This window comes from Microbacterium sp. 2MCAF23, assembly GCF_052115565.1.
Taxonomy (GTDB): domain Bacteria; phylum Actinomycetota; class Actinomycetes; order Actinomycetales; family Microbacteriaceae; genus Microbacterium.
Map to the genome: position 1 here is coordinate 41,877 of NZ_JBFRGY010000015.1, position 22,317 is coordinate 64,193.

The 22,317-nt window shown below is 69.1% G+C and carries 21 protein-coding genes; 16 read left to right on the plus strand and 5 right to left on the minus strand.

Features of this window, described 5'->3' with window-relative positions; translation table 11 throughout:
- Positions 1-87: 87 nt before the first annotated feature.
- A complete protein-coding gene (locus AB4078_RS15610) occupies positions 88-1,122 on the minus strand; it encodes a hypothetical protein (protein WP_441977882.1) in 1,035 nt (344 codons plus the stop codon).
- Between the two features lie 232 nt (positions 1,123-1,354).
- On the opposite strand from AB4078_RS15610, the gene AB4078_RS15615 reads away from it, so the two are divergent.
- Positions 1,355-2,032, plus strand: coding sequence for a GntR family transcriptional regulator (locus tag AB4078_RS15615; RefSeq protein ID WP_441977883.1), 678 nt, complete (start codon positions 1,355-1,357; stop codon positions 2,030-2,032).
- 152 nt (positions 2,033-2,184) lie between these two features.
- Here AB4078_RS15615 and AB4078_RS15620 read toward each other — a convergent pair whose 3' ends face one another.
- Entirely contained in the window at positions 2,185-2,934 is a 750-nt protein-coding gene (locus AB4078_RS15620) for a sirohydrochlorin chelatase (RefSeq protein WP_441977884.1), read from the minus strand.
- 166 nt (positions 2,935-3,100) lie between these two features.
- Between AB4078_RS15620 and AB4078_RS15625 the strand changes: the two genes are divergently transcribed.
- The 6 genes from AB4078_RS15625 (at position 3,101) to AB4078_RS15650 (ending at position 8,834) form a co-directional block, all read left to right on the plus strand.
- Positions 3,101-3,562, plus strand: coding sequence for a DUF3817 domain-containing protein (locus AB4078_RS15625; RefSeq protein WP_440732495.1), 462 nt, complete (start codon positions 3,101-3,103; stop codon positions 3,560-3,562).
- Between the two features lie 200 nt (positions 3,563-3,762).
- Complete coding sequence (locus tag AB4078_RS15630; protein WP_441977885.1) at positions 3,763-5,097, plus strand: MFS transporter; 1,335 nt, start codon at positions 3,763-3,765, stop codon at positions 5,095-5,097.
- A gap of 96 nt (positions 5,098-5,193) precedes the next feature.
- Positions 5,194-5,841: a GntR family transcriptional regulator gene (locus AB4078_RS15635; RefSeq protein ID WP_441977886.1), complete on the plus strand. Its 648-nt coding sequence runs from the start codon at positions 5,194-5,196 to the stop codon at positions 5,839-5,841.
- A 40-nt stretch (positions 5,842-5,881) separates the two neighbouring features.
- Positions 5,882-6,658 carry an aspartate/glutamate racemase family protein gene (locus AB4078_RS15640; RefSeq protein ID WP_441977887.1) on the plus strand — a complete coding sequence of 259 codons (777 nt, stop codon included), beginning with the start codon at positions 5,882-5,884 and terminating at the stop codon, positions 6,656-6,658.
- 2 nt (positions 6,659-6,660) lie between these two features.
- Positions 6,661-8,094, plus strand: a complete 1,434-nt coding sequence (locus AB4078_RS15645) for a dihydroorotase (protein WP_441977888.1) — start codon at positions 6,661-6,663, stop codon at positions 8,092-8,094.
- A complete protein-coding gene (locus AB4078_RS15650) occupies positions 8,091-8,834 on the plus strand; it encodes a maleate cis-trans isomerase family protein (protein WP_441977889.1) in 744 nt (247 codons plus the stop codon). The genes AB4078_RS15645 and AB4078_RS15650 overlap by 4 nt, the downstream gene beginning before the upstream one ends.
- 56 nt (positions 8,835-8,890) lie before the next feature.
- Here the strand turns inward: AB4078_RS15650 and AB4078_RS15655 are convergent, their stop codons facing one another.
- Positions 8,891-9,568 (minus strand): hypothetical protein, encoded by a 678-nt coding sequence (locus AB4078_RS15655; RefSeq protein WP_441977890.1) that lies wholly within the window; start codon positions 9,566-9,568, stop codon positions 8,891-8,893.
- A 219-nt stretch (positions 9,569-9,787) separates the two neighbouring features.
- Between AB4078_RS15655 and dnaK the strand changes: the two genes are divergently transcribed.
- The 4 genes from dnaK to AB4078_RS15675 all read left to right on the plus strand — a co-directional run bounded on the left by dnaK (position 9,788) and on the right by AB4078_RS15675 (position 13,975).
- Positions 9,788-11,641, plus strand: coding sequence for a molecular chaperone DnaK (gene dnaK / locus AB4078_RS15660; protein ID WP_441977891.1), 1,854 nt, complete (start codon positions 9,788-9,790; stop codon positions 11,639-11,641).
- Complete coding sequence (locus tag AB4078_RS15665; RefSeq protein WP_441977892.1) at positions 11,641-12,282, plus strand: nucleotide exchange factor GrpE; 642 nt, start codon at positions 11,641-11,643, stop codon at positions 12,280-12,282. The genes dnaK and AB4078_RS15665 overlap by 1 nt, the downstream gene beginning before the upstream one ends.
- A 10-nt stretch (positions 12,283-12,292) precedes the next feature.
- Positions 12,293-13,279: a DnaJ C-terminal domain-containing protein gene (locus tag AB4078_RS15670; protein ID WP_441977893.1), complete on the plus strand. Its 987-nt coding sequence runs from the start codon at positions 12,293-12,295 to the stop codon at positions 13,277-13,279.
- 216 nt (positions 13,280-13,495) lie between these two features.
- Positions 13,496-13,975 (plus strand): heat shock protein transcriptional repressor HspR, encoded by a 480-nt coding sequence (locus tag AB4078_RS15675; protein ID WP_440732485.1) that lies wholly within the window; start codon positions 13,496-13,498, stop codon positions 13,973-13,975.
- 91 nt (positions 13,976-14,066) lie between these two features.
- Here the strand turns inward: AB4078_RS15675 and AB4078_RS15680 are convergent, their stop codons facing one another.
- A complete protein-coding gene (locus AB4078_RS15680; RefSeq protein ID WP_441977894.1) occupies positions 14,067-15,026 on the minus strand; it encodes a hypothetical protein in 960 nt (319 codons plus the stop codon).
- 318 nt (positions 15,027-15,344) lie between these two features.
- Here AB4078_RS15680 and AB4078_RS15685 point away from each other — a divergent pair, with 318 nt between their 5' ends.
- The 4 genes from AB4078_RS15685 to AB4078_RS15700 all read left to right on the plus strand — a co-directional run bounded on the left by AB4078_RS15685 (position 15,345) and on the right by AB4078_RS15700 (position 19,769).
- Positions 15,345-16,715, plus strand: a complete 1,371-nt coding sequence (locus tag AB4078_RS15685) for an ABC transporter substrate-binding protein (protein ID WP_440732483.1) — start codon at positions 15,345-15,347, stop codon at positions 16,713-16,715.
- 83 nt (positions 16,716-16,798) lie between these two features.
- Positions 16,799-17,725 carry a carbohydrate ABC transporter permease gene (locus AB4078_RS15690; RefSeq protein WP_441977895.1) on the plus strand — a complete coding sequence of 309 codons (927 nt, stop codon included), beginning with the start codon at positions 16,799-16,801 and terminating at the stop codon, positions 17,723-17,725.
- The gene (locus AB4078_RS15695; RefSeq protein ID WP_440732481.1) at positions 17,725-18,636 is read left to right on the plus strand and encodes a carbohydrate ABC transporter permease; all 912 of its coding nucleotides are present in this window, start codon (positions 17,725-17,727) and stop codon (positions 18,634-18,636) included. Before AB4078_RS15690 ends, AB4078_RS15695 begins: the two co-directional genes overlap by 1 nt.
- 29 nt (positions 18,637-18,665) lie before the next feature.
- Complete coding sequence (locus AB4078_RS15700; RefSeq protein WP_441977896.1) at positions 18,666-19,769, plus strand: DUF4185 domain-containing protein; 1,104 nt, start codon at positions 18,666-18,668, stop codon at positions 19,767-19,769.
- Positions 19,770-19,810: 41 nt separating this feature from the next.
- Here the strand turns inward: AB4078_RS15700 and AB4078_RS15705 are convergent, their stop codons facing one another.
- Positions 19,811-21,373, minus strand: a complete 1,563-nt coding sequence (locus AB4078_RS15705) for a molybdopterin-dependent oxidoreductase (protein WP_441977897.1) — start codon at positions 21,371-21,373, stop codon at positions 19,811-19,813.
- Positions 21,374-21,502: 129 nt separating this feature from the next.
- On the opposite strand from AB4078_RS15705, the gene AB4078_RS15710 reads away from it, so the two are divergent.
- Positions 21,503-22,180, plus strand: a complete 678-nt coding sequence (locus AB4078_RS15710) for a fasciclin domain-containing protein (protein WP_441977898.1) — start codon at positions 21,503-21,505, stop codon at positions 22,178-22,180.
- The last annotated feature ends 137 nt before the right edge of the window (positions 22,181-22,317 follow it).

Below are 22,317 nucleotides of genomic sequence, written 5' to 3' on the forward strand. Positions count from 1 at the left end.
GGGCGTTGGATGCGTCCGAACGCCGGAGACGGAGGACGCCGCTCCCGCTGCGCGGCGAGCGGCAGCCTCCCTCTTCCGGATCGCGGATCAGTGCGCGAGGTACGGCACGCGCTCCCAGCTCAGCACGTGGTCGGCGCCGGGGCGGTTGATCGTGACGTGCAGCCAGTCCTTGTTGTTCGAAGATCCGTCGACCGTCACGCGCGTGAGGTTGTCGGCGGATCCGGTCACGCCATAGGTCGTCAGCCACGGGGATCCGGCCGCGAGCGGCTTGTCGGAGTTGTAGACGTGGCTGTCGCCGTTGACGAGGTAGACCTCGCCGTCGAAAGCGCTGGACTGCTCCACGAGAGTCTGCACGAGCGGCTGGAAGGCCGAGATGTCCGACCAGGAGGGCGTGTAGGTGGGGTCGAACATGTCGGCCTGCAGCAGCACCATGACGGCGCGGTCGTGCTTCTGCTTCGCGGTCGCGAACGTGCTCTTCACGAGCGAGATCGCGTTCGCCATCCGCGCCTGCTCCGCGGCGAGCTGCTCGGGGCGCGCGACGGTGTCACCGAGGCCGGCCCACGGCTGGACGCCGTCGTTGCTGCCGACGACGTGGATCGCGGCGAAGTCGACGCCCTGGCGACGCAGAGACACATTCTCGGGGAACCCGGCCGCGGTCTGCGCGTCGACTTTCACCGGGTTCTGCCCGAGGGAGACTCCGGGGTTCGCGAAGAACACGGAGCGGTCGTGGGCGAGGCGCTCGAGCGGGTTGTACGCCCCGTTGTTCGCACGGTGGCAGTCGGTCCACTCGTTGTCGCCCGGGGTGTAGATCAGCGGGTTCGTGAAGGTGTCGAAGTCACCTTTGATCTGCTGGTACAGGGCGTCGTCGCAGCGCGTCGAACCGTTCTTGATGTCGCCGACGTGGAACGTCATCTCCGGATCCGCAGCGTTGATCTCCTGGATCCACTGCGGGAACAGCGCCTGCTGTGCGGTGCCGTAGGGGACATCACCGATCACGGCGAACGAGTAGTGGCCGTCCTTGTCCTGACCGGGTGCGTCGGCAGCGAGGGCAGGGGTGGTGCTCGCGGCGACGAGCGCGATGGCGGCGGCCGTCGCCGCCACAAGAGTGCGGGGGAGGTGCACGCGGTGTCCTTCGTTCGGGGGCGCCGGCGCCGAGGCCGTACCCACCATCGCGCTCGCGGGCCCGAAGCGAGTGGCCGTCGCGTGAACGGGGTGGGAACACTCCGTCGCATCGTGTGTGGTGCGGGACCGCAGATCGACGCACGGAAGGCGGCCGATTGGTGGGCCTCGAGTCGAACGCGTACTCTCCCTGCACTGGCGATGAGCCGGAGTCGTGCGGACAGGGGGGAGCGGCATGGTGGGCAGGGATGAGAGGTCACTCGGTGAACAGGTGTTCCATCGGATCGCGGAGGCGATCGTGGCGCACGATCTTCCGCCGGGCATGCGCGTGCGCGACGTCGCACTCGGCCAGAGATTCCACGTCTCGCGGTCGCCTGTGCGCGAGGCGTTGCACAGGCTCGAGCGAATCGGGCTCGTCGAGATCCTGCCAAGCCGCGTCACCCAGGTCACGATGGTGACCGATCAGATGGTCGCTCAGACGTTGGCGTACGCCGGGTACCAGGCCGGCCTCGCCGTGCGCCAGAGCCTTCCTGTCCTCACGCCTTCCGAGTGCGCGCAGACGCTCATTCTGATCGATGAGCTTTCGCAGGAGGCGGATGATCCCGCTGGGGCGTCCGCGGCGCGGCGGGTGCTGTTCTCCTACCTGTCCGAGCGCTCGGGCAACGCCGTGCATCATGCCCACATGCGCGACATGGAGTACGCCTTCGAGCGTAATCTGCGGGGCGCCGCGCTACCTCCGGCGTCGGTCTCCCGCCCGTGCGTGGCGGGGCTGCGGGAGGCGGTGAGGCGTGGCGACGGCGACGAAGGGGAGAGGTGGGTGCGGGTGCTGCACGGGCTGGCACCGCTTCCGGCCGATCGAGAGGATCCCGGAATATCGGGCGGAGCCCGGAAAGTGCCGCCGGCTCGCCCGTAGCATCGACGGTGCCGGGGGTCGCGTCCGCACCTGGGGGATGGGCAGGGGAACATCGCGGGCGCGGGTGGGGCTTTTGGGGATGCCCCACCCCCGCGCCCGGCGCTGTCGCGATCGACTCAGCTGGTCGCCGCGGTGGCGAGGCGGACAGCCGCTCAGTGCCCCCGCAGCTGCCTGAGCTCGGCCTCGCCCGCGAGGTAGCGGTCCACGACGAGATCCACGAGCGGCACGGGCGGCTCGCCGTCGTCGAGCAGCGGCTCGGTGAGCGCAGCGGATCCGGTCACGCGCTCCGCCACGTCGAAGAAGTATCCGTGCGCGAGCAGGTAGGTCGCGACAGCGGCTCCTGGATGCGCGGCGAGGGCGTCGGCGAGGCTCGGCTCGCGCGCGGCGAGGTAGGCGGGCACGACCGCGCGCCCCAGCTCCCCGCTCAGCAGTGCGGCCATCGCCTCGGCGTCGGGCAGCGAGCGCGGATCCCGGGAGCCCGCGACGGCGAGCACGACCGGGCGATCTGCGTCGTCCCCGGAGCGTGACGCACCGTCAGCCTCCGCAAGCCGCCGCGCGAGCACCTCCGCGAGGCGCGGATCGGGCCCGAGCGGATTCGTGACGACCGCGTCGGAGCGCTCCGAAACGGCCCGCCCCAGGTCCACCCGCACGTGAAAACCCTGCGACAGCAGCAGCGGCACCACGACGACGGGTCTGTCGATCGCGGCCAGGGCCGCGGGGGCGTCGGGCTGCTGCACGTCGACGAAGCCGGAGTGCACGGCGACCCGGCGCTCGTCCTCGGTCTGCTGTGACGGGGCGCCGTTCAGCCGCTCGGCGACCCGGCGCACCAGCAGCGCGATCGCAGCGGCGCCTGCGGCATCGGAGGTGCCGTGAGAGACGGCGAGCAGCGCGGGGCGGGGCATGGGGGGAGTGTAGGCCGCTCTCCTGCCAGCCCGCCGGGCCGCACGTCACACGATGACACGGCCTTCGGAATCGGGCGTCCGAAACCGTCCGAAAGGTGGAGGCCCGCGGGAGGCGGCGGACGGATCCGGATCCCTACGCTGGAAAGGACCCGACCCGAGGAGAGAAGTGTTCACCACCCCCGCCCGCCTGTTCCGCGTGCTCGCGATCGCGGAGGCCATCACCTGGACCCTGCTGATCGGCGCGCTGATCGCCCGTGCCACAGGACTGCCGCCGGTGCTGGTCACGATCGCCGGCTCCATCCACGGCTTCGTCTTCCTCTCCTACGGCGCCACCGCGGTGCTGCTCGCGTTCCACCAGCGCTGGGGCGTCGGCGTCGCGATCCTCGCGATCGCCAGCGCGATCGTGCCCTACGCCACGATCCCCGCCGAGATCTGGCTGCACCGCACCGGCCGCCTCGCCGGCGACTGGCGCCTCGCGCAGACCGACGATCCGCGGGACGCCGCCTGGTACGACCGCACGATGCGCTGGTTCCTGCACCGGCCGTGGGTGCTCGCGCTGCTCATCCTCGTTGCTGTCGCGGCCATCTTCGCCGTGCTGCTGCTGATCGGCCCTCCCGGCGGCAAGTGATCGGGGCGGCCCGGCCGCGTCCACGGGATCTGAAGTGCACCGCGTTCCTCTGTGAGGGACGCGGTGCACTTTTGGGATCCCAATTCTTGACGTCCGACGCCGCTCCTTCTATCCTCGGTTTGGGATCCCAATGTGGGATCCCAAACTCCGGTCGACATGCACGCTCGACCGGCCTTCCCGACGAAGTGAAGGAGGACCAGGTGTCCCTTCAGAACGAAGCAACGGCGGACCGAGCCGCCGAGACCAGCGCGTCGCCCCGCAGCCAGGGCAAGCCCACCAGAGTGCGATGGAGGCTGTTCCTCCTGCTGCTGATCCTGGTGTCGGTGAACTACATCGACCGCGGATCGATCTCGGTCGCCCTGCCCATCATCCAGAAGGACTTCGACCTCTCCCCGGAGCTCGTCGGACTTCTCCTGAGCGCGTTCTTCTGGACGTACGCGCTCATGCAGGTCCCGGTCGGCTACCTCATCGACCGGTTCGGCCCGCGCAAGGTCGTGACGGCCTCCTGCGTCGGCTGGGGCGCGGCGACCGCCGCCTCGGGCCTGGCGGGCAACTTCATCAGCATGTTTATCGCGCGCTCCGCGATCGGCGTCACCGAGGCGGGCGTGATGCCCGCGGGCGGCAAGCTGAACGCCCTGTGGATGCACTCCAAGGAGCGCGGGCGCGGTGCGACGATCCTCGACGCCGGCGCTCCGCTGGGAGCGGGCATCGGCGGCATCCTGATCACCTGGCTCATCGCGAGCACCGGATCCTGGCGCTACGCCTTCATCATCGCCGGCATCGCGACGGTCGTGCTCGGCCTGTTCATCTGGTGGTACGTGCGTGACAACCCTCGCGCGCACAAGGCGGTCAACGACGCCGAGGCCGAGTACATCGAGGACTCGCACCGCGAGGAGGCCGCCACTGGCCCCGTTTCCACCCGCCGCGGCCTGGTGCAGTACCTGCGCTTCCGCTCGTTCTGGGCCATGTGCTTCGGCTGGCTCGGCTTCAACGGCGTCTTCTACGGCCTGCTCACCTGGGGCCCGCTGTACCTCTCCGAGGCCAAGCACTTCGACTTGAAGACGGTCGGCTGGTCGACCTTCGTGATCTTCGGCGCCGGGTTCGTCGGTGAGATCCTCGGCGGTCTGCTCGCCGACAAGCTCCGCTCCCGCGGGCACAGCGCGAACCTCGTGATGCGCTCGATGCTCGGCGCCGCCGCGCTGATCGTCACCGCCGGCCTGGTCGGCGTCACCCTCGTCGGCGACCCGATCACCGCGGTCGTGCTGCTCTCGGTCGTGCTGTTCTTCCTGCGCTGGGTCGGACTGTTCTGGGCTGTTCCGGCCACGCTGGGTGGCCGCGAGAACGCGGGCGTGCTGGGCGGCGCGATGAACCTCAGCGGCAACGTCGCCGGCTTCATCACGCCGATCGCGGTCGGCCTCATCGTCGGTGCGACGGGCGGCTACACCTGGGCGCTGCTCTACTTCGTCGGCTCGGCGATCGTGATGGGCGTCTCGGTGCTCGCGCTCGACTACAGCAAGCGGCTCGTGCGCGCATGATCGTCCCCGTCCGTGGATCGGACTCCGTCCCGGTGCACGGACGGGGTGTGTCGCTAGGCTGGGATCCCAGAACCGGAGAAGGCGGAGGGCAGCCCCGTGGCGCAGACAGTCGATGCCAGTCAGCGGGCCAAGCCGCTGCGCGAGGTGATCAGGGACACCGTCCGCAACAGGATCTTCGAGGGGCAGTACACCCCGGGATCCCGGCTGGTGGAGCGCGACCTCGCCGCGGAGTTCAACGTGTCCCGGCTTCCGGTCCGCGAGGCGCTGCGGATGCTTCAGCAGGAGGGCCTGGTCACGGAACCCGCGACGCGCGGATCCGTGGTCGCGTCGCTCGATGCGGATCAGGTGGACGACCTGTTCAGCGTGCGGATCGCGCTGGAGGTGCTGGCCTGCCGGCTGGCAGCGCAGCGCGCCACCCCGGAAGACATCGGCCGGCTGACCGGACTGGTCGACCGCTCGAAGGAAGCGCTCGCCCGGGGCAGCCTGGCCGAGACCCACGCCCTGAACAGCGAGTTCCACGACGAGGTCACCCGGATCGCGGACAACGACTTCCTCCGTACGGCGCTGGAGCCGCTGCAGGGGCGGATGCACTGGCTGTTCCGCCACGTCCGGGACCTTCCGGAGCTCGTCGAGGAGCACGAGCTGCTGCTGACCGCCATCGCCAGCGGCGACCCCGACCGGGCGGCCGCGCAGTCCGCCCACCACATCGAGAAGTACCGCGAACAGTATCCCGACACCGTGTGAGCTGCCATCGGCAGTCCGGGTCGGCCGCAGAGAGGACGACATGAGACTGCTGATCATCAACCCCAACATCAGCTCGGACGTGACCGAGCTGATCCGCACCGAGGCGCTGCGCTCGGTCGGCCCCGACACCGAGCTCCAGGTGGAGACCGCGCCCTACGGCGTGGAGTACATCGAGACCCGGCTCGAGTCGGTGATCGCGGCGGGAGCCGTGGCCGAGGTGATCGCCGCGCACGCGGGCGAGGTCGACGGCGTCGTGGTCGCGGCATTCGGGGATCCCGGCATGCCGGCGCTCAAGGAGCTCGTCGACGTGCCCGTGATCGGCATCACCGAGGCCGCGCTCTGCGCCGCAGCGCTGCAGGGGCACCGCTTCTCGATCATCGCGATCTCGGACCGGATCACCGCGTGGTACCGCGAGTGCGTCGAGGGCTTCGGGCTCGCCGGGCGTCTCGCCTCGATCCGGTCCATCACCGAGGCGCTCGGCGGGATCGACAGCGTCCAGCAGGACTTCGGCCCCACGCTGGTCGCGCTCGCGCAGCGCGCGGTCGCCGAGGACGGCGCGGACGTGATCATCCTCGCCGGCGCGCCCCTCGCCGGCCTTGCCCGGGAGGTCGCCGGGCAGATCCCGGTGCCGGTCGTCGACGGCATCGGCGCGGGGGTGCGACTCGCGGAGGCGGTGGTCGGGCTCGCCTCCGGCACGCACCGGGCGGGCGCGTTCGCCGCCCCGCCGCGCAAGCCCCGTCGGGGCCTCAGCCCCGCGCTGGATCGCGCGTTCGACCGTGCGCAGAAGGCAACGGACATCTCGGAAGGAGTGAACTGATCATGTCGGACCTCGTCATCGCGAACGCCCGGATCGTCAATGCGGACGGCGTCTCGTCCGGTCATATCGTGGTCGCCGGCGGCAGGATCGACGCGATCCTCGCCGTCGCGGATCCGATTCCCGCCGCCGGCCGGGTCATCGACGCCGCCGGTCGCGTGGTGATCCCCGGCGGTGTCGACGGGCACTGCCACGTCGCGCAGATCACCGGGCGGTACCGCACCCTCGACGACTTCGCCGTCACCAGCGCCGCGGCGCTCTGGGGTGGCACCACCACCATCATGGACTTCGGCATCCCGCGGGACGCCTCGGAGAGCCCCCTCGCGGCCGCGCGCAACAAGCGCGACCTGGCCCGGGCGTCCCGCTGCGACGTCGCCCTGCACGGCTCCGTCGTCGCATGGGATGAGACGGTGCCCGCGCAGCTGGACGCCCTCGCCGCGATGGGCATCCGCTCGGTCAAGATGTACATGACCAACCGCGGATCGACCATGAGCGACAACGACACCGTGCTGAAGGTGATGAGGGAGATGAAGCGCCTCGGCGGGATGACGATCATCCACGCCGAGCACGATGCGATCGTCGTCGACTGCACGCAGGAGCACGCCGACAGCGGGGAGATCGGCATCGAGCACCTGCACGAGACCCGTCCGGAACTCGCCGAGGAGGCCTCGGTGCGCGAGGTGCTGGCCATGGCCGAGTACGTCGGCACGCCGGTGTACTTCGTGCACCAGTCCACGCCCGGTGCGGTCGACCTCGTCTCGGATGCCCGCCTGCGCGGCGTCGAGGCGTACTCCGAGACCTGCCCGCACTACCTCCTGTTGGACGACGGCGTCTACGCGTCGCGGTTCCCGGAGTGGTATGCCTGCTGCCCGCCGATGCGGGACGCGGCGACGGTCGCGGCACTGCGTGAGCGGTTCGCGGACGGATCCGTCGACACGGTCGCCAGCGACCACTCCTGCTACGACCTCAGCCAGAAGCGCGAGCACAGTGACGACATCCGCCAGATGCCGCACGGGCTGCCGGGAGTGGAGACGCGCATGCCCGCCGCGTTCACCGCTCTGACCGACGGGGCACCGATCACCGACGCCGTGCTGCAGCGTTTCGCGGATCTGTTCTCCGCGGCGCCCGCCCGCATCAACGCGCTGAGCGGCAAGGGCCGCATCGCGGTCGGTCAGGACGCCGACCTGGTGGTCTTCGATCCGGACGAGGAGCGGCGCGTCGACGGAACGGCGCTGCACATGGGCACCGACTTCTCGCCGTTCGACGGCAGGACGCTGCGCGGCTGGCCGCAGGTCGTCGTCGCGGGCGGCCGGGCCGTCCTGGACGAGGAGGGCTTCCACGATCCCGGCGCGATCGGACGCTTCATCGAGCGGGAGCCGCAGCCGGCGGCCTCGTCGGGCCGCCGCTCCGGGCGCGCACTGGCGGGGAGGACCGCATGAGCGCCGCATCGGAGGTCCTTTCCGCGTCGCGGCCCACCCGGATCGGGATGATCGTCCCGTCCTCGAACACCTGCCTGGAGCCGATGACGTACCGGATCCTGGGCGAGCGGGATGACGTGACCGTGCACTCCGCGCGTATCCCGGTGACCCGCATCGCCCTCGACGCCGGATCCGACCAGCAGTTCGACGCCGCCGGGATGCGCGCGGCCGCCGAGCTGCTCGCCACCGCCGACGTCGACGTGATCGCTTGGAACGGGACCTCGGGATCGTGGCTCGGCGTCGGGCATGATGAGGCGATTGCCGCCGAGATCACCCGGGCCACGGGCGTGCCCGCCACGACCTCGACGCTCGCCTACTTCGCGGCGTTCCGGCGGTTCGGGATCTCCGGTATCGGCCTGCTCACGCCGTACACCGCCGACGTGAACGAGCAGGTCGCCGCCCGTTACAGCGAGAACGGCGTCATCGTCGCCGGGCACACCGCGCTCGGACTGAGCGACAACGAGGCGTTCGGCCGGGTGCGGCCCGAGGCGCTGGTGGATCCGTCGATCGCGCTCGCCGAGGCGGGCCCCGACGCGCTCGTCTACCTGTGCACCAACCTGTACGGCGCGCCGATCGTGGCGGAGGTCGAGGCTCGCACCGGGGTGCCCGTGCTCGATTCCGTGGCGGTGACGCTCTGGCACTCCCTGGAGCTGGCCGGATCCCCTCTGCTCGACGCGCGCTGGGGACGGCTGCTCGCCTGACGTGGCGGTTCGCCCGCCCGTCGCGCGTGCTGTGCGAGGTCAGTGGCGGGGCGAGGTCAGTGGATGAGAATGGCGTCCGCGGTGATCACGTCGTACCCGACGGTGCTCGCGGAGTCGTCCGTGCAGGTGACGGAGACGTAGAACCCGAGGCGGGCATCGAGGAATCCGCGGGCGGCGGCGTATCCGCTGCCCGTGTCGTCGGAGTAGGACAGCGTGCGGCTCGCGATGTCCTTCGTCTGGCTGGTCGCGTTCATCAGGGTGTCATCCGTCGCGCGCTCGGTGGCCTTGTCGGGCGTCGTGCCGAGGACGGCCGCGAGCACCGCATCCGACGCGGATCGGTCGTCGGTCTGACCGTTCCACGTCATGGTGCCCTGCCAGAACTTCGCCTGGCAGACGCCGTCCTTGCGGGTGAAGCCCCAGTTGCCCTTGCCGTCGTCGGGAGTCGTGTAGTCCCACTCGCTGTCGCTGATAAGGCCGTCCGACCACTCCGCGGCCGTGCCCGCGGGCAGAGACGGGTCTTCGAAGTACAGCGATCCGGAGGAGGACGAGTCGGCCGGTGCGTCCGTCACGGTGCCGGCATCGGCGGTCGGCTCGGACGTGGGCGTCTTGGCCGGCCCCTTGGGGATGAGGTCGAACGGGTTCAGGCAGGCGCTCAGCGGCAGCGCGGTGGCCAGGAGGAGCGCGGCGGCGCCGAGGCGGATCGCGGCAGATGCGGTGCGGGTGCGTGAGGTCATGCCCCGATCCTAGGGATCTGCTGTGCGTCCGCACGATGGGGTGAACTATCCATGCGACGCCACTCGTGAAAGTTGAGCGCACTCGTATCAAGTTTGTTTGACATCTCTTGACAGTGGGCGTATCGTTGAGTCATCGCGACTCAGGTTTCGCAGGGTCATCCCCAAGGATCCGGAGCTCGCGCAGACTTCCACGAAACTTCCGACTGAAGGAGAAAACAAATGGCACGTGCTGTCGGTATCGACCTCGGTACGACGAACTCCGTCGTCAGCGTCCTCGAGGGCGGCGAGCCCAAGGTCATCGCCAACGCAGAAGGATTCCGCACCACCCCCTCGGTGGTCGCCTTCACCAAGGACGGGGAGGTGCTCGTCGGCGAGACCGCGAAGCGCCAGGCCGTCACCAACGTCGACCGCACGATCGCCTCGGTCAAGCGCCACATGGGCACCGACTGGTCGTTCGACGTGGACGGCAAGAAGTGGACGCCGCAGGAGATCTCCGCGCGCATCCTGATGAAGCTGAAGCGCGACGCCGAGGCCTACCTGGGCGACACCGTGACCGACGCGGTCATCACCGTCCCCGCGTACTTCAACGACGCCGAGCGCCAGGCCACCAAGGAGGCCGGCGAGATCTCGGGCCTGAACGTCCTGCGCATCATCAACGAGCCCACCGCGGCGGCCCTGGCCTACGGCCTCGACAAGGGCAAGGAGGACGAGCTCATCCTCGTCTTCGACCTCGGTGGCGGAACCTTCGACGTCTCGCTGCTCGAGGTGGGCAAGGACGACGACTTCTCCACGATCCAGGTGCGCGCCACCGCCGGTGACAACCGCCTCGGCGGCGACGACTGGGACCAGCGTCTCGTCGACTACCTGATCAAGCAGTTCAAGGACTCGACCGGCGTCGACGTCTCGGGCGACAAGATCGCGCTGCAGCGCCTCAAGGAGGCCGCGGAGCAGGCGAAGAAGGAGCTCAGCTCCTCGACGTCGACCAGCGTCAACCTGCCGTACCTGTCGCTCACCGAGAACGGCCCCGTGTCGCTTTCCGAGACGATCACCCGCGCGAAGTTCGAGGACCTCACCAAGGACCTCCTGGACCGCACCAAGAAGCCCTTCGAGGACGTGATCCGCGAGGCCGGCATCAAGGTCGGCGACATCGCTCACGTCGTGCTCGTCGGCGGATCCACCCGCATGCCCGCTGTGGCCGAGCTCGTCAAGCGCGAGACCGGCAAGGAGGCCAACAAGGGTGTCAACCCGGACGAGGTCGTCGCCGTCGGCGCCGCCCTGCAGGCCGGTGTGCTGAAGGGTGAGCGCAAGGACGTCCTGCTGATCGACGTCACCCCGCTGAGCCTCGGTATCGAGACCAAGGGCGGCATGATGACCAAGCTCATCGAGCGCAACACGGCCATCCCGACCAAGCGCAGTGAGACCTTCACCACCGCCGACGACAACCAGCCGTCGGTCGCGATCCAGGTCTTCCAGGGCGAGCGCGAGTTCACCCGCGACAACAAGCCGCTGGGCACCTTCGAGCTGACCGGCATCGCGCCGGCTCCGCGCGGCATCCCGCAGGTCGAGGTCACCTTCGACATCGACGCGAACGGCATCGTGCACGTGTCCGCCAAGGACAAGGGCACCGGCAAGGAGCAGTCGATGACGATCACGGGCGGCTCCTCGCTGTCCAAGGACGACATCGACCGCATGGTGCGCGAGGCCGAGGAGCACGCCGCTGAGGACAAGAAGCGCCGCGAGTCGGCCGAGGTCCGCAACCAGGCCGAGACTCTCTCCTACTCGATCGAGAAGCTCATCTCGGAGAACGAGGACAAGCTCCCCGAGGACGTGAAGACCGAGGTCAAGGCCGACGTCGACGCGCTGAAGACCGCGCTGGCCGGTGATGACGACGAGGCCGTGAAGACCGCGTTCGACAAGCTGAACCAGTCGCAGGGCAAGCTCGGCGAAGCCATCTACGCGCAGTCCCAGGCTGACGCGGCCGCCCCGCAGGGCGAGCCGGCGGCCGAGGGCGCGGCGTCGGATGAGGACGTCGTGGACGCCGAGGTCGTGGACGACGAGGACGAGAAGAAGTAATGACGGATCCCAAGGACTTCGACGAGAACGCCGCGGTTCCTGAGCCTGTCGAAGGACCGAGCGAGGGGTCGGACGCGAACGCGTCCGGCCCCCAGCCGGAAGGGCAGGACTCCGGAGCGAACGCCGGCGCCGATGACGAGCTCACGGTCGACGACATCCTGAACATCGCGCAGAGCGACGACGCGCTCGCCGAGGACGCCGCCGAGGACGCGGCCCTCGCCGACGCCGAGCACACGCTGCTCGTCGACCTCAAGCGTCTTCAGGCCGAGTACGCGAACTACCGCCGCCGCACCGAGGAGCAGCGCGGCGTCGAGATCCAGCGCGCGAAGGGCGAGGCCGCCAAGGGCCTGATCCCCGTGCTCGACGATCTCGACCGCGCCGCCCAGCACGGCGATCTGCAGGAGGGGACTCCCTTCGCCGCGATCGCCGACAAGGTGCGCTCGGTCGTGGAGCGCCTCGGCGTGGTCTCGTATGGCGAGAAGGGCGACGAGTTCGACCCGCAGCAGCACGAGGCGATCTTCCAGCAGCCCACCCCGGGTGTGCAGAAGGCCGTCGTGCTCGAGGTCGTCGAGGTGGGCTACCGCCTGGGCGATGTGGAGCTGCGTCCTGCCAAGGTCGTCGTCGCCGTTCCTGCTGAGTAGGGGGTGATCGATGGCTAGCCAGGACTGGTTCGACAAGGACTTCTACAAGACCCTCGGCGTCTCGAAGGACGTGTCCGAGGCGGATCTGAAGAAGACCTACCGCAAGCTCGCGCGCAAGTACCACCCCGACTCCAACCCCGGCGATGCCGCGGCGGAGGCGAAGTTCAAGGAGATCAGCGAGGCGTACTCGGTGCTCTCCGACACCGAGCAGCGTGCCGAGTACGACCAGATCCGTGCGATGGGCGCCGGTGGCGCGCGCTTCACGGCTCCGGGCAGTGCCGGCAACGGCGGCTTCGATGACGTGTTCAGCGCGTTCAACCGGGGCCGTGGCGGGCAGTCCGCCGACTTCGACGACATCTTCGCGATGTTCAACCAGGGCGGCGGCGGGTTCGGATCCGGTCGGTTCGGCCAGCCCTCCGGCGGGTTCCGCGGCTACGGCGGCCCGCAGAAGGGCGCCGACGTCACGGCCCGCACGACCCTGTCGTTCGCGACCGCTGTGCAGGGCGAGACAGTCACGCTGCAGGGTGAGGACGGCCGCCCGCTCAAGGTGAAGATCCCCGCGGGCGTGAAGGACGGGCAGAAGATCCGTCTGCGCGGCCGTGGGCGGCCTTCGCCCGACGGCGGCGAGAACGGCGACATCGTGGTCCAGGTGGCCGTGAAGCCGCACCCCGTGTTCACCCGCGATGGGCTGAACCTGCGGGTGACGGTTCCTGTCACGTTCACCGAGGCCGCGCTCGGCGCCACCATCGAGGTGCCGACCCTCGGTGGAGATCCGGTCAAGCTCAAGGTCGCGCCGGGCACTCCGTCGGGCCGGGTGCTGCGGGTCAAGGGCCGCGGCGTCACGACGTCGAAGGGCGTCGGCGACCTGCTCGCCGAGGTCCAGGTGGCCGTGCCGTCGCACCTCGACGACGCCGCGCGCGAGGCGCTGGAGCGCTTCCGTGAGGCGGAGCCCGCCGAGAACCCGCGCACCGAGCTGCTGGCGAAGGCCCGGGGATGAGTTCACCTGCGCCGTCGATCGGGTCCGCGCGCGACGCGGACACCGGGCGCCGCTCGCCGCGTCGTCCCGGAATCAGGAACAGTGACCGAGATCAGGACGATTCCTCGCGGATCCTCCTGATCTCGGTGCATTCTCCTGTTTCCGGTACGCGCGCCCGCTTGCGGGGCGCGACCGGTGTTCTCGGGATGCGCCGTGCGCGAAGGACGAGGGTGCGTCATGGCCGATGAGCGCATGAACGCCGAGACCCCGATCTTCGCGATCGCGGTCGCCGCCGAGCTCGCCGGGATGCACCCGCAGACCCTGCGGCAGTACGACCGGATCGGCCTGGTCGTTCCCGGCCGCACCAGGGGCGGATCCCGCCGCTACTCGATGCGCAACATCGAGCAGCTGCGCGAGGTCGCCCAGCTGTCCGGTGAGGGGATGAGCCTGCCCGCGATCGCGCGCCTGCTCGACCTCGAGGACGAGGTGCGCACGCTGCGTCGCCGCGTGGGCGAGCTCGAGCACGACCTGCGCGAGGAGCGCGCGAACCGCCCCGGCGTGCGTGTGTTCGCCGCCGGAACGACCGGATCCGTCATGGCCGTCCCGTCCGGGCGCCGGATCCGCCGCTCCACCGAGGTGGTGTTGTGGCGTCCGTGGCTGAGCGGCCCGGAGCGTGCCGACGACACCGCGGACGATCCGGACGACAGCCAGCGCTGAGGCAGCACAGCGGCGCAGAGACCGCGCCGGCGCTGACACGCGCAGGCAGAGCCGAGACGGCGGTGCAGGCCTCCGCCGTGCACGCTGGCGATCAGTCCAGCGGCTCGACGATGAAGTGCAGTGCGGCGCCCTGTCGGAAAGGCTGCACGACCTCGAGGTTCTCGTAGGCGGGACCGCCGGGGATCTCCGAGGCGCTCGCCCAGTACGACCACCGCGCATTGACCTGTGCACGGAGGGCGGGATGCGGGTGGTCCACCCGCCATGTCTGCCGCATCCTCCGACCGAGGAACCGCCAGTGCTCCGCGGTGTCCGCGCTGTAGCCGACGGACCACGGGTCGTCGTCCTCGTCGCCCGTCGCGGAGACGAGCGCAGCCCCGCCCTCGCGGACGAGCTCGTCGAGTCCGAAGGAGGCGTGCGCGGCGAACCCGGTGCCGGTGAACCCGGGCCAGAGCTCTGCAGGCGTGACCACGCGGTCCGCGAGCTCGAGCCGGCGCAGCCGCGCCCAGTTGCCCATGGTCGCGCTGAGTACGAGCCGGTCCAGAGGCACGGAGCCGGAGTCGCTGTACCCCGCCAGTTCCACCCCGTGCGGACGATCGGCCCTGAACCGCACCCGCACCTGCACCTGCGCCCCGTTATCGAACGGCTCGACCCGGATCCAGATCGTGAGCCGCTCCACGCCGTCCGCGGTGTCGACGATTCCGGGATCGGGATCCAGCCGTGCCCGCACCGCGGCATCGGACGGATGGTCGACGGCCCACATCCGCTTCCCGCGCTCGCCGGGGTCGAGCGTGCTCGGCTCCAGCTCTGAATAGCCGCGCTCGGCGCTGCCCGCAGGCACCGGCTCCACGGCGATGTAGTTCACCAGTCGCTCCGGCGGATGCTCCAGATAGGGGGTGAAGATCTGCAGCAGCCCGCGCGGTGCGGAACTGATGCCCAGCTGCATCCCCGCGGGATGGCCCCAGCGGGGTTCGCGCGGGACAGGACCGGCAGGACGGACCCATCGCCCGGAGAGATCGGCCGGTGAGGGGGATCCGACGGCGGACGTCATCATGGGAGCTCCTTCGTGGTTTTCGCGAGTGTCCTCACGACTGGACGAGCAAACCTCATCTGAAATCGATTTCCTGTCGAACGACTCTAGAGGCGTTCTGGTCGCGGCCGAAAGAGCGGGCGCGGTGCGGAGAGAAGAGGAATCGGCTTTCACTCGCACGGAGTTGCGCAGATCGCTCAAGAGCGTCTTGTGCCTGAAATCGATTTCGCCTACTCTGAATGCAGCCCGGTCGATGCCGACTCAGCGCGACCGCGGACCCGGCCCCCTGTGCCGGACCCAGCACCGATTCGACGAGGAAGTCGTGTTCCCGAGGAGGAACCCATGAAGACGGACACACAGCGCACGCGCCGGGTGGTGATGGCCGCTCTCGGCGGCATCACGGCGGTAGGACTGCTCGCGGGCTGCGGCTCGAGCACGCCGGGGCAGGCCGCGGGCGACGGAGGCGACTCCTCCGGCAAGACCACGATCGAGTTCTGGCACCGCACGTTCACTCCGCCCGAGAACGCCTGGTACAAGGACATCGTCAAGAAGTTCAACGCCTCCCAGGACAAGATCGTCGTCAAGGACACGGAGATCCCGGCGGATGCCTGGGATCAGAAGATGAAGGCTGCCCAGGCGGCGGGCAAGGCCCCTGACATCTACACGCACTCCGGCAGCATCCAGGACGCGGTCAACGCCGGGCAGCTCTACGACCTCGGCAAGGTCGTGGACAAGTCGAAGCTCGACGAGATCATCGACTCCGCCAAGTCCGTGTCCGAGATCGGCGGCACCTATTACGCCTACCCGCTGCTGCAGGAAGCGCAGACGGTGCTGTTCTGGAACAAGGACATGCTCGACAAGGCCGGCGTCGACACCGACAAGGCCCCGGCGACCTGGGACGACCTGCTCGCCGATTGCGCCAAGATCCAGCCGACGCTCGCGCAGGGGCAGTACTGCATCTCGCCGGCGTCCGACGCGATCACCTTCGCCTGGTCGACGGTCGGTCAGCAGTACAACTTCGCCGGGCACACGGCGCTCACGGACGACTGGGCCAAGCCGGACATCGACAACGCGGCGTACCGTGACCTGATGTCCAAGTACAAGGAGCTCTGGGACAAGGGATACATGCCCAAGCAGGCGCTCGCCGCCTATGTCGAGGGCAAGGATTTCGGCCAGAAGAAGGTCGCCTTCAAGGTTTCCGGCTCGTGGATGATGTCCGAGATCGGATCCGACTATCCCGACCTGCTGACCAAGACCGGCATCGGCGCCTTCCCGAACGCCGCGGGCGCCGACGGCCGCACCGCGACCACCCTCGGCAACTTCAAGTGGGTCATCGACGCGAAGAGCAAGCACGCCGACGCCGCCGGGAAGTTCCTCGAGTGGTCTCTCGCCGGCGACCCGAAGAACCTCGTGCCGTTCTTCGTGAACACGCAGTTCACCAAGGTCCCTGTGCGCACCTCCGTGCAGGATGCCGTCGCGAAGGATGAGGCCGCAGCCAAGGCCCCGTGGTCGAAGGTGATCACGAAGGACATCGCGCCGGACGCGATCCCCGAGCCGACCTACCCCTGGGACGTCTCGCTCGCCGTCGGAACTGCCATGGAGTCGGTGATGAAGGGCGCGGCCTCGCCGGATGACGCGATCAACACGGCCGATGCCGCGATCCAGAAGGTCATCCAGTCGCAGGATCTGCCCAGCAAGGCTCCCAAGAAGTGAGCGCGGCGCGGTCGGGGACCGCTGCGAGGCCGTCCCCGACCGCGCAGCCGACGCCCCGCACCTCAGAACGACGAGGAGGCACGATGCCCGCCGAAGTCACCGACGACCGGCACACCGTCAGGCGCCGGCACGCGCGGTACCGGAACCGAGACACCAAGCTCGCGTACCTGATGCTCGCCCCCGTGGTGATCCTGCTCGGCATCTTCGTAGCCTGGCCGGCGGTGTACGCCGGCTTCCTTTCCTTCCAGGACTGGAGCTTCTACAAGGATCCGCAGTTCGTCGGGTGGAAGAACTACGCCGACGTGCTGACGGACCCGCTGTTCGTCGCCACGATCGGCCGAGGCTTCCTGTTCGTGCTGATGACGGTGCCTGCGATGCTCGTGCTGGCCTTCCTGTTCGCGAGTCTCGTGGTGAGCCTGTCGCGTCGGCTCGCGACCATCCTCAAGGTCAGCATCTACATCCCGACGATCATCTCCGGAGTCATCGCGTCCATCATCTTCGTGGTGATCTACGCCTATGACGGCGGAATCCTGAACGCCGTTCTGGCCGCGTTCCACATCGACGCGGTCTCCTGGATCGGGGATCCGGCCTGGGCGCTGCTCGCCGTGGCCGTGCCGGCGGTGTGGCTCGGCATGGGGCTGACCTCGCTCATCATGGTCGCCGCGATGGTCGACATCCCGACGGAGTACTACGAGGCAGCGGCGATGGAGGGCGCCGGCTGGTGGCAGAAGACCTTCTACATCACGATGCCGCAGATGAAGAATGTGTTCCTGTACCTGCTGATCACGGGTTTCGTCGCCGCGATCCAGCAGTTCGAGCTGCCCCTCGTGATGACCCAGGGCGGTCCGCTGGACTCGACCACCCTGCCCAATCTGTTCATCTTCAACCACTTCCGCAACGACGTGAACGTGGGCTACTCGATCGCCGCGGCGCTGCTGCTGTTCGTGGTGCTGGGATCGGTGTCGGCCCTCGTGTTCAAGTTCATCAACTCCGAGAGGCTGGTCGACTGATGAGCGCGACGTACCCCGCGACCGTGCCCGAGACCACCCGCATCGTCCTGGACGGCAAGGATCACCGCCGGCTCAAGGTGCCGCACGGCATCGGTGGCTGGGCGGCCTTCGTCGGCAAGGGCGTGGTCGGCCTGATCTTCCTGCTCGCCGCGCTGTTCCCGCTCGCCTGGATGGTGATCGCCGGCTTCAAGGCGAAGACCGAAGTGCTGAGCACGCCGTTCCAGTTCTTCCCCGAAGTGTGGCACTGGGAGAACTACGGCAAGATCCTCGGCGACGAGACGTTCCTGCGCACGCTCGGCTGGACGTTCCTCGGCGCGATCCTGTTCACCGTGCTCAGCCTCACGGTGAACTCGTTCGCGGCTTACGCGTTCGCGCGTCTCGAGTTCCGGTTCCAGCGCACGCTGTGGGTCGCGGTGCTCACGACCATGTTCATCCCCGGGATGACGATCCTGCTCACCAGCTTCATCGTCGTGACGAAGCTGGCGATGCTGGACACGCTCGCCGTGCTGGTGATCCCGGGGGCGGCCAGCGCCGCGTCGGTGTTCTTCATCCGGCAGTTCTACCTGAACATCCCGGCCAGCCTCGAGGAGGCGGCGATGCTCGACGGCTGCGGCCGGTTCGGCATCTTCGTGCGGATCTTCCTGCCGCTGTCGAAGCCGCCGTTCGTCGTCATGGGCATCACGGCGTTCCTCGCCTACTGGAACTCCTACGTGTGGCCGATCATGACGATCACGTCGCCGGAGAAATTCGTGCTGCAGCAGTACCTCGCGGAGTTCCGCACCGGCCGCGGCTCGAGCGAGCTGGGCCTGCTCATGGCCGGATCCGTGCTCGCCGCGGCGCCGGTCGTGATCCTGTTCCTCATCTTCCAGCGTCAGATCATCGGCAACATCAAAATGGCCGGGCTCAAGTAGCCGGTCGCGTTCTCGAAGGGGAGAAGGCCATGTCCGAAGAAGCGATCCGTCCTGCCCGCGGGCTCACCCGCCGCAGCCTGTTGCAGGGAGCGCTCGCCGCCGGCGCCGCATTCGGCGTCTCGGCGCTGGGCGTGAGTCCCGCGGCGGCCGCGGGACTCACCGTGACCCGTATGAAGGTGCTCGCCGGCACGCAGGCGGGGGTGCAGTACGGGATCGGCGCGACCGATCTCGGGATACCCGCTCGCACGCCCGACGGGCGGCTGCTGTTCATGTTCGGCGACACCTGGGCCGACACGGTGGGCGGTACGAACTGGCGCTCCCCGGTCGCGCTGTACTCCTCGACCACCGACCTCACCACCGGGGTCGTGTTCAACGGCGCGGCGGGCGCGGGTGCGAACACCCAGGTCACGGCGCCCCAGCTCTGGTACTACCCGCACGATGCGTACTACGAGACCGTGATCCCCTCCGACGTGATCACGATCGGATCCCGGATGTACTTGCATGCCATCGTGAACGGGCCGACGTTCGGGGCGGTGCGCTGGACCGAACTGTGGCAGTCCGACGATTCCGGGGCGACCTGGCAGCATACGGGGCTGAAGTTCCCGGCCGACATGGCCAACGGGCACTTCCAGTGCATCACGTGGGGTCAGGGCAACGACGGCTACGTCTACATCTACGGCACGGGCTTCCAGCGCGACAAGGGCATCGTGCTCTACCGGGTGCCGCAGAACAGCATGACCACGTTGTCGGCGTACCAGCCGTGGGGTTACGCGAACGGTGCGTGGGGCTGGGGAAACCCCGCGACCGAGGTGCTGCCGGGAAAGTTCGGCGAGATGTGCCTGCGACCTCTCGGAGGCAAGTGGATCCTGACCTGGTTCAACGCCGATGCCTACCGGATCGACGCGATGATCGTGAACACTCCGACGGACAACCTCTACACAGCCGCGAAGACCACCCTGCTCTGGGGCGGGAACTGGGGCGCCGAGGACGCGACCCACGTCGCCCAGCTCTATGGCGGGTACATCCTGCCCGGCTCGACGCTGCCGGATCTGCATCTCAGCGTGAGTCAGTGGAACACCGGCGACAACAGTGTCTACCACGTCGAGCAGTTCCGGATCCAAGGGCTCGTCTGACGGCGGGCGCCGGCTCGGGGGTCGGCGCTTCCCGCTGCCGCTCAGCCGGCCGTGCCGACCCGGACCACGGTCGACTGCCATCCGGTTGATCCGTTCGGAGCGATCGGGGTGCGCTGCTGTTCCTGCATCCGGCCGTGCCGATCGGTGGCGCGGACGACCAGCGAGTGGCTGCCGCTCGTCGCGTTCCAGTCGAGGAACCACTGCACCCAGGTGTCGTCGCTGACCGGAGCCGACAGCGTCGCAGTCTGCCAGGCCCCTCCGTCGATCTGCACCTCGACCCGCTGGATCCCGACGGTCTGCGCCCAGGCGACCCCGGCGATCCGGGCGGCCCCCGGCGGGATCTCCTTGTCGATGCGCGGGGTGTCGATGCGGCTCGACAGCTTGATCGGCGCCTGCGCGCTGTACCCGCGGGGCGTCCAGTAGGCCTGGTCCTTCTCGAATGTCGTGACCGTCATCCGGGTGAGCCACTTCGTCGCCGAGACGTACCCGTAGAGCCCGGGGACGACCATCCGCACCGGGAAACCGTGCTCGGGCGGCAGGGGCTCGCCGTTCATCGCGACCGCGAGGATCGCGTCGCGGTGCGGATCCGTGAGCGCGTCGAGCGGTGTGCTCGCGGTGAACCCGTCGATGCTGCGCGAGAGGACCATGTCGGCCCCCTTCGCGGGGAGCGCGCGGGAGAGGATCTCGCGCACCGGCACTCCGAGCCAGCGTGCCGTGCCGACGAGATCGCCGCCGACCTGGTTGGAGACGCAGGTCAGGGTCACGGCGTACTCCCGCAGGCCCATCCGCAGCAGTTCGTCGAAGCTCAGCTCCACCTTCTCGCCGACCATTCCGTCGACCATCAGGCGCCAATCTGCGGGTGCCAACGAAGGCACCGTCAGCGCGGTGTCGACACGGTAGAAGTCGGCGTTCGGGGTGAACAGCGGCGAGAGGCCCGGGATGTCGAGCTCGGCTCCCTCGGGCACCGTGACCCGCGACAGCGGCTCCGGCAGTCGCAGCGCCTTGCGCACCGCTGCGATCGAGGTGGTCGCCGCGGTTCCGAGGCGGGCACCGGTTCCCGCCACGATCGCGGCGACCGCTCCCACCGCGGTCAGCGCCAGGAAGCGCCGGCGATCCGGGCCGCCACCCGCGCCATCCGCGGCCCGGAAGGCGCGCCATCGGCGCAGCGCTGCGATCGACATCCGCAGGAACACGCAGCCCGCGATCGCGCCGATGAGCGACGGCAAGGCGGACAACGGCGTCGCCCCCGTGCGGGTCAGCGCGGCCAATGTCCCGGCGGCGCCGGCGGCCGCGAACACCGCGACGCCCGCCCAGCGGTACCGGCGCTCGAGGATGCCCGCACCCGCGGCGACCACGAGCACGCCGACGCCGAGGGTCACGAGGAGGAAGAGCTTGTCGTTGGCGCCGAAGAGCTCGATCGCCAGCTCCTTCGCCCACTGCGGCACGATGTCGATGACGAACGAGCCCGCCGCGAGCAGCGGACTCGCGTCGCGCGCCACGAGGAAGGCCGTGATCTCGGCGGCGGCGACGAACACCATGCCGCTCACGACCCCCGCGACAGCGGCCCAGATCCGTGCGCCTGCTTTCCCTGTGCTCTCACCCATATCCGTGGTTCGTCGCGATCGGCCGATCGGATGGCGATCGGGCCGGATCCAATCCGGCGCGGGTGCGGCTCCGAACGCATCGTGTCGGCCGATGAACGGTCGCGATGCACCAGTCAAAGGAGAAAGATCATGCGATCCACTGTTCGCCTGCACGCCAGGGCGTCGCTCGCCGCCGCCAGCCTGCTCGCCGCCGCGGCCCTGGCCCTCACGGGCTGTTCGTCGATGTCGGGCTCATCTTCCGGCTCGTCCTCCGAGCCATCGACCAGCGCGCCGGCCGCGTCTCCGTCTCAGTCGATGGATCCGGCGGCCGATCTGGTCGGACCGGGATGCGCCGCCTATGCGCAGCAGGTCCCGTCCGGCTCCGGCTCCGTCGCCGGGATGGCGCAGGACCCGGTCGCGACGGCCGCCAGCAACAACCCGCTGCTGACCACGCTGGTCGCGGCGGTCTCGGGCAAGCTCAACCCGAAAGTGAACCTGGTCGACACCCTGAACGGGAGCGAGTTCACCGTCTTCGCACCCGTCGACGACGCCTTCAAGAAGATCGATCCCGCGACGATCGACACGCTGAAGACGGATGCGGGCGCGGACACCCTCAGCAAGATCCTGACGTACCACGTGGTCGCCGGTCAGATCTCGCCGAAGGACATCGTCGGCACGCACAAGACCGTCGAGGGCGGCGACGTGACCGTGACAGGTTCGGGCGACAACCTCAAGGTCAACGACGCGAACGTGATCTGCGGCGGCGTCCACACCGCGAACGCGACCGTGTACCTCGTGGACTCCGTCCTGATGCCGCCGGCCCAGTAAGAACCGACGCATCCGCAGGGACGACCGGACCGGACCGCATGCTCGAAGGCACCGCCCGAGCATGCGGTCCCGTGGTCGGCAGCACGGCGCGGTGGTCCCTTGGGTCGCGCATTGCCGAACCGGGCGAGGAGGTGAGG

Coding starts and splice junctions, on each gene's coding strand:
- AB4078_RS15620 (WP_441977884.1), bottom strand. CDS start 2,934: ATGCCCCGCCCCGCGCTGCTCGCCGTCTCTCACGGCACCTCCGATGCC.
- AB4078_RS15710 (WP_441977898.1), top strand. CDS start 21,503: ATGCGATCCACTGTTCGCCTGCACGCCAGGGCGTCGCTCGCCGCCGCC.
- AB4078_RS15655 (WP_441977890.1), bottom strand. CDS start 9,568: ATGACCTCACGCACCCGCACCGCATCTGCCGCGATCCGCCTCGGCGCC.
- AB4078_RS15650 (WP_441977889.1), top strand. CDS start 8,091: ATGAGCGCCGCATCGGAGGTCCTTTCCGCGTCGCGGCCCACCCGGATC.
- AB4078_RS15705 (WP_441977897.1), bottom strand. CDS start 21,373: ATGGGTGAGAGCACAGGGAAAGCAGGCGCACGGATCTGGGCCGCTGTC.
- AB4078_RS15640 (WP_441977887.1), top strand. CDS start 5,882: ATGAGACTGCTGATCATCAACCCCAACATCAGCTCGGACGTGACCGAG.
- AB4078_RS15670 (WP_441977893.1), top strand. CDS start 12,293: ATGGCTAGCCAGGACTGGTTCGACAAGGACTTCTACAAGACCCTCGGC.
- AB4078_RS15680 (WP_441977894.1), bottom strand. CDS start 15,026: ATGATGACGTCCGCCGTCGGATCCCCCTCACCGGCCGATCTCTCCGGG.
- AB4078_RS15695 (WP_440732481.1), top strand. CDS start 17,725: ATGAGCGCGACGTACCCCGCGACCGTGCCCGAGACCACCCGCATCGTC.
- AB4078_RS15615 (WP_441977883.1), top strand. CDS start 1,355: ATGGTGGGCAGGGATGAGAGGTCACTCGGTGAACAGGTGTTCCATCGG.
- AB4078_RS15700 (WP_441977896.1), top strand. CDS start 18,666: ATGTCCGAAGAAGCGATCCGTCCTGCCCGCGGGCTCACCCGCCGCAGC.
- AB4078_RS15645 (WP_441977888.1), top strand. CDS start 6,661: ATGTCGGACCTCGTCATCGCGAACGCCCGGATCGTCAATGCGGACGGC.
- AB4078_RS15685 (WP_440732483.1), top strand. CDS start 15,345: ATGAAGACGGACACACAGCGCACGCGCCGGGTGGTGATGGCCGCTCTC.
- AB4078_RS15690 (WP_441977895.1), top strand. CDS start 16,799: ATGCCCGCCGAAGTCACCGACGACCGGCACACCGTCAGGCGCCGGCAC.
- dnaK (WP_441977891.1), top strand. CDS start 9,788: ATGGCACGTGCTGTCGGTATCGACCTCGGTACGACGAACTCCGTCGTC.
- AB4078_RS15675 (WP_440732485.1), top strand. CDS start 13,496: ATGGCCGATGAGCGCATGAACGCCGAGACCCCGATCTTCGCGATCGCG.
- AB4078_RS15665 (WP_441977892.1), top strand. CDS start 11,641: ATGACGGATCCCAAGGACTTCGACGAGAACGCCGCGGTTCCTGAGCCT.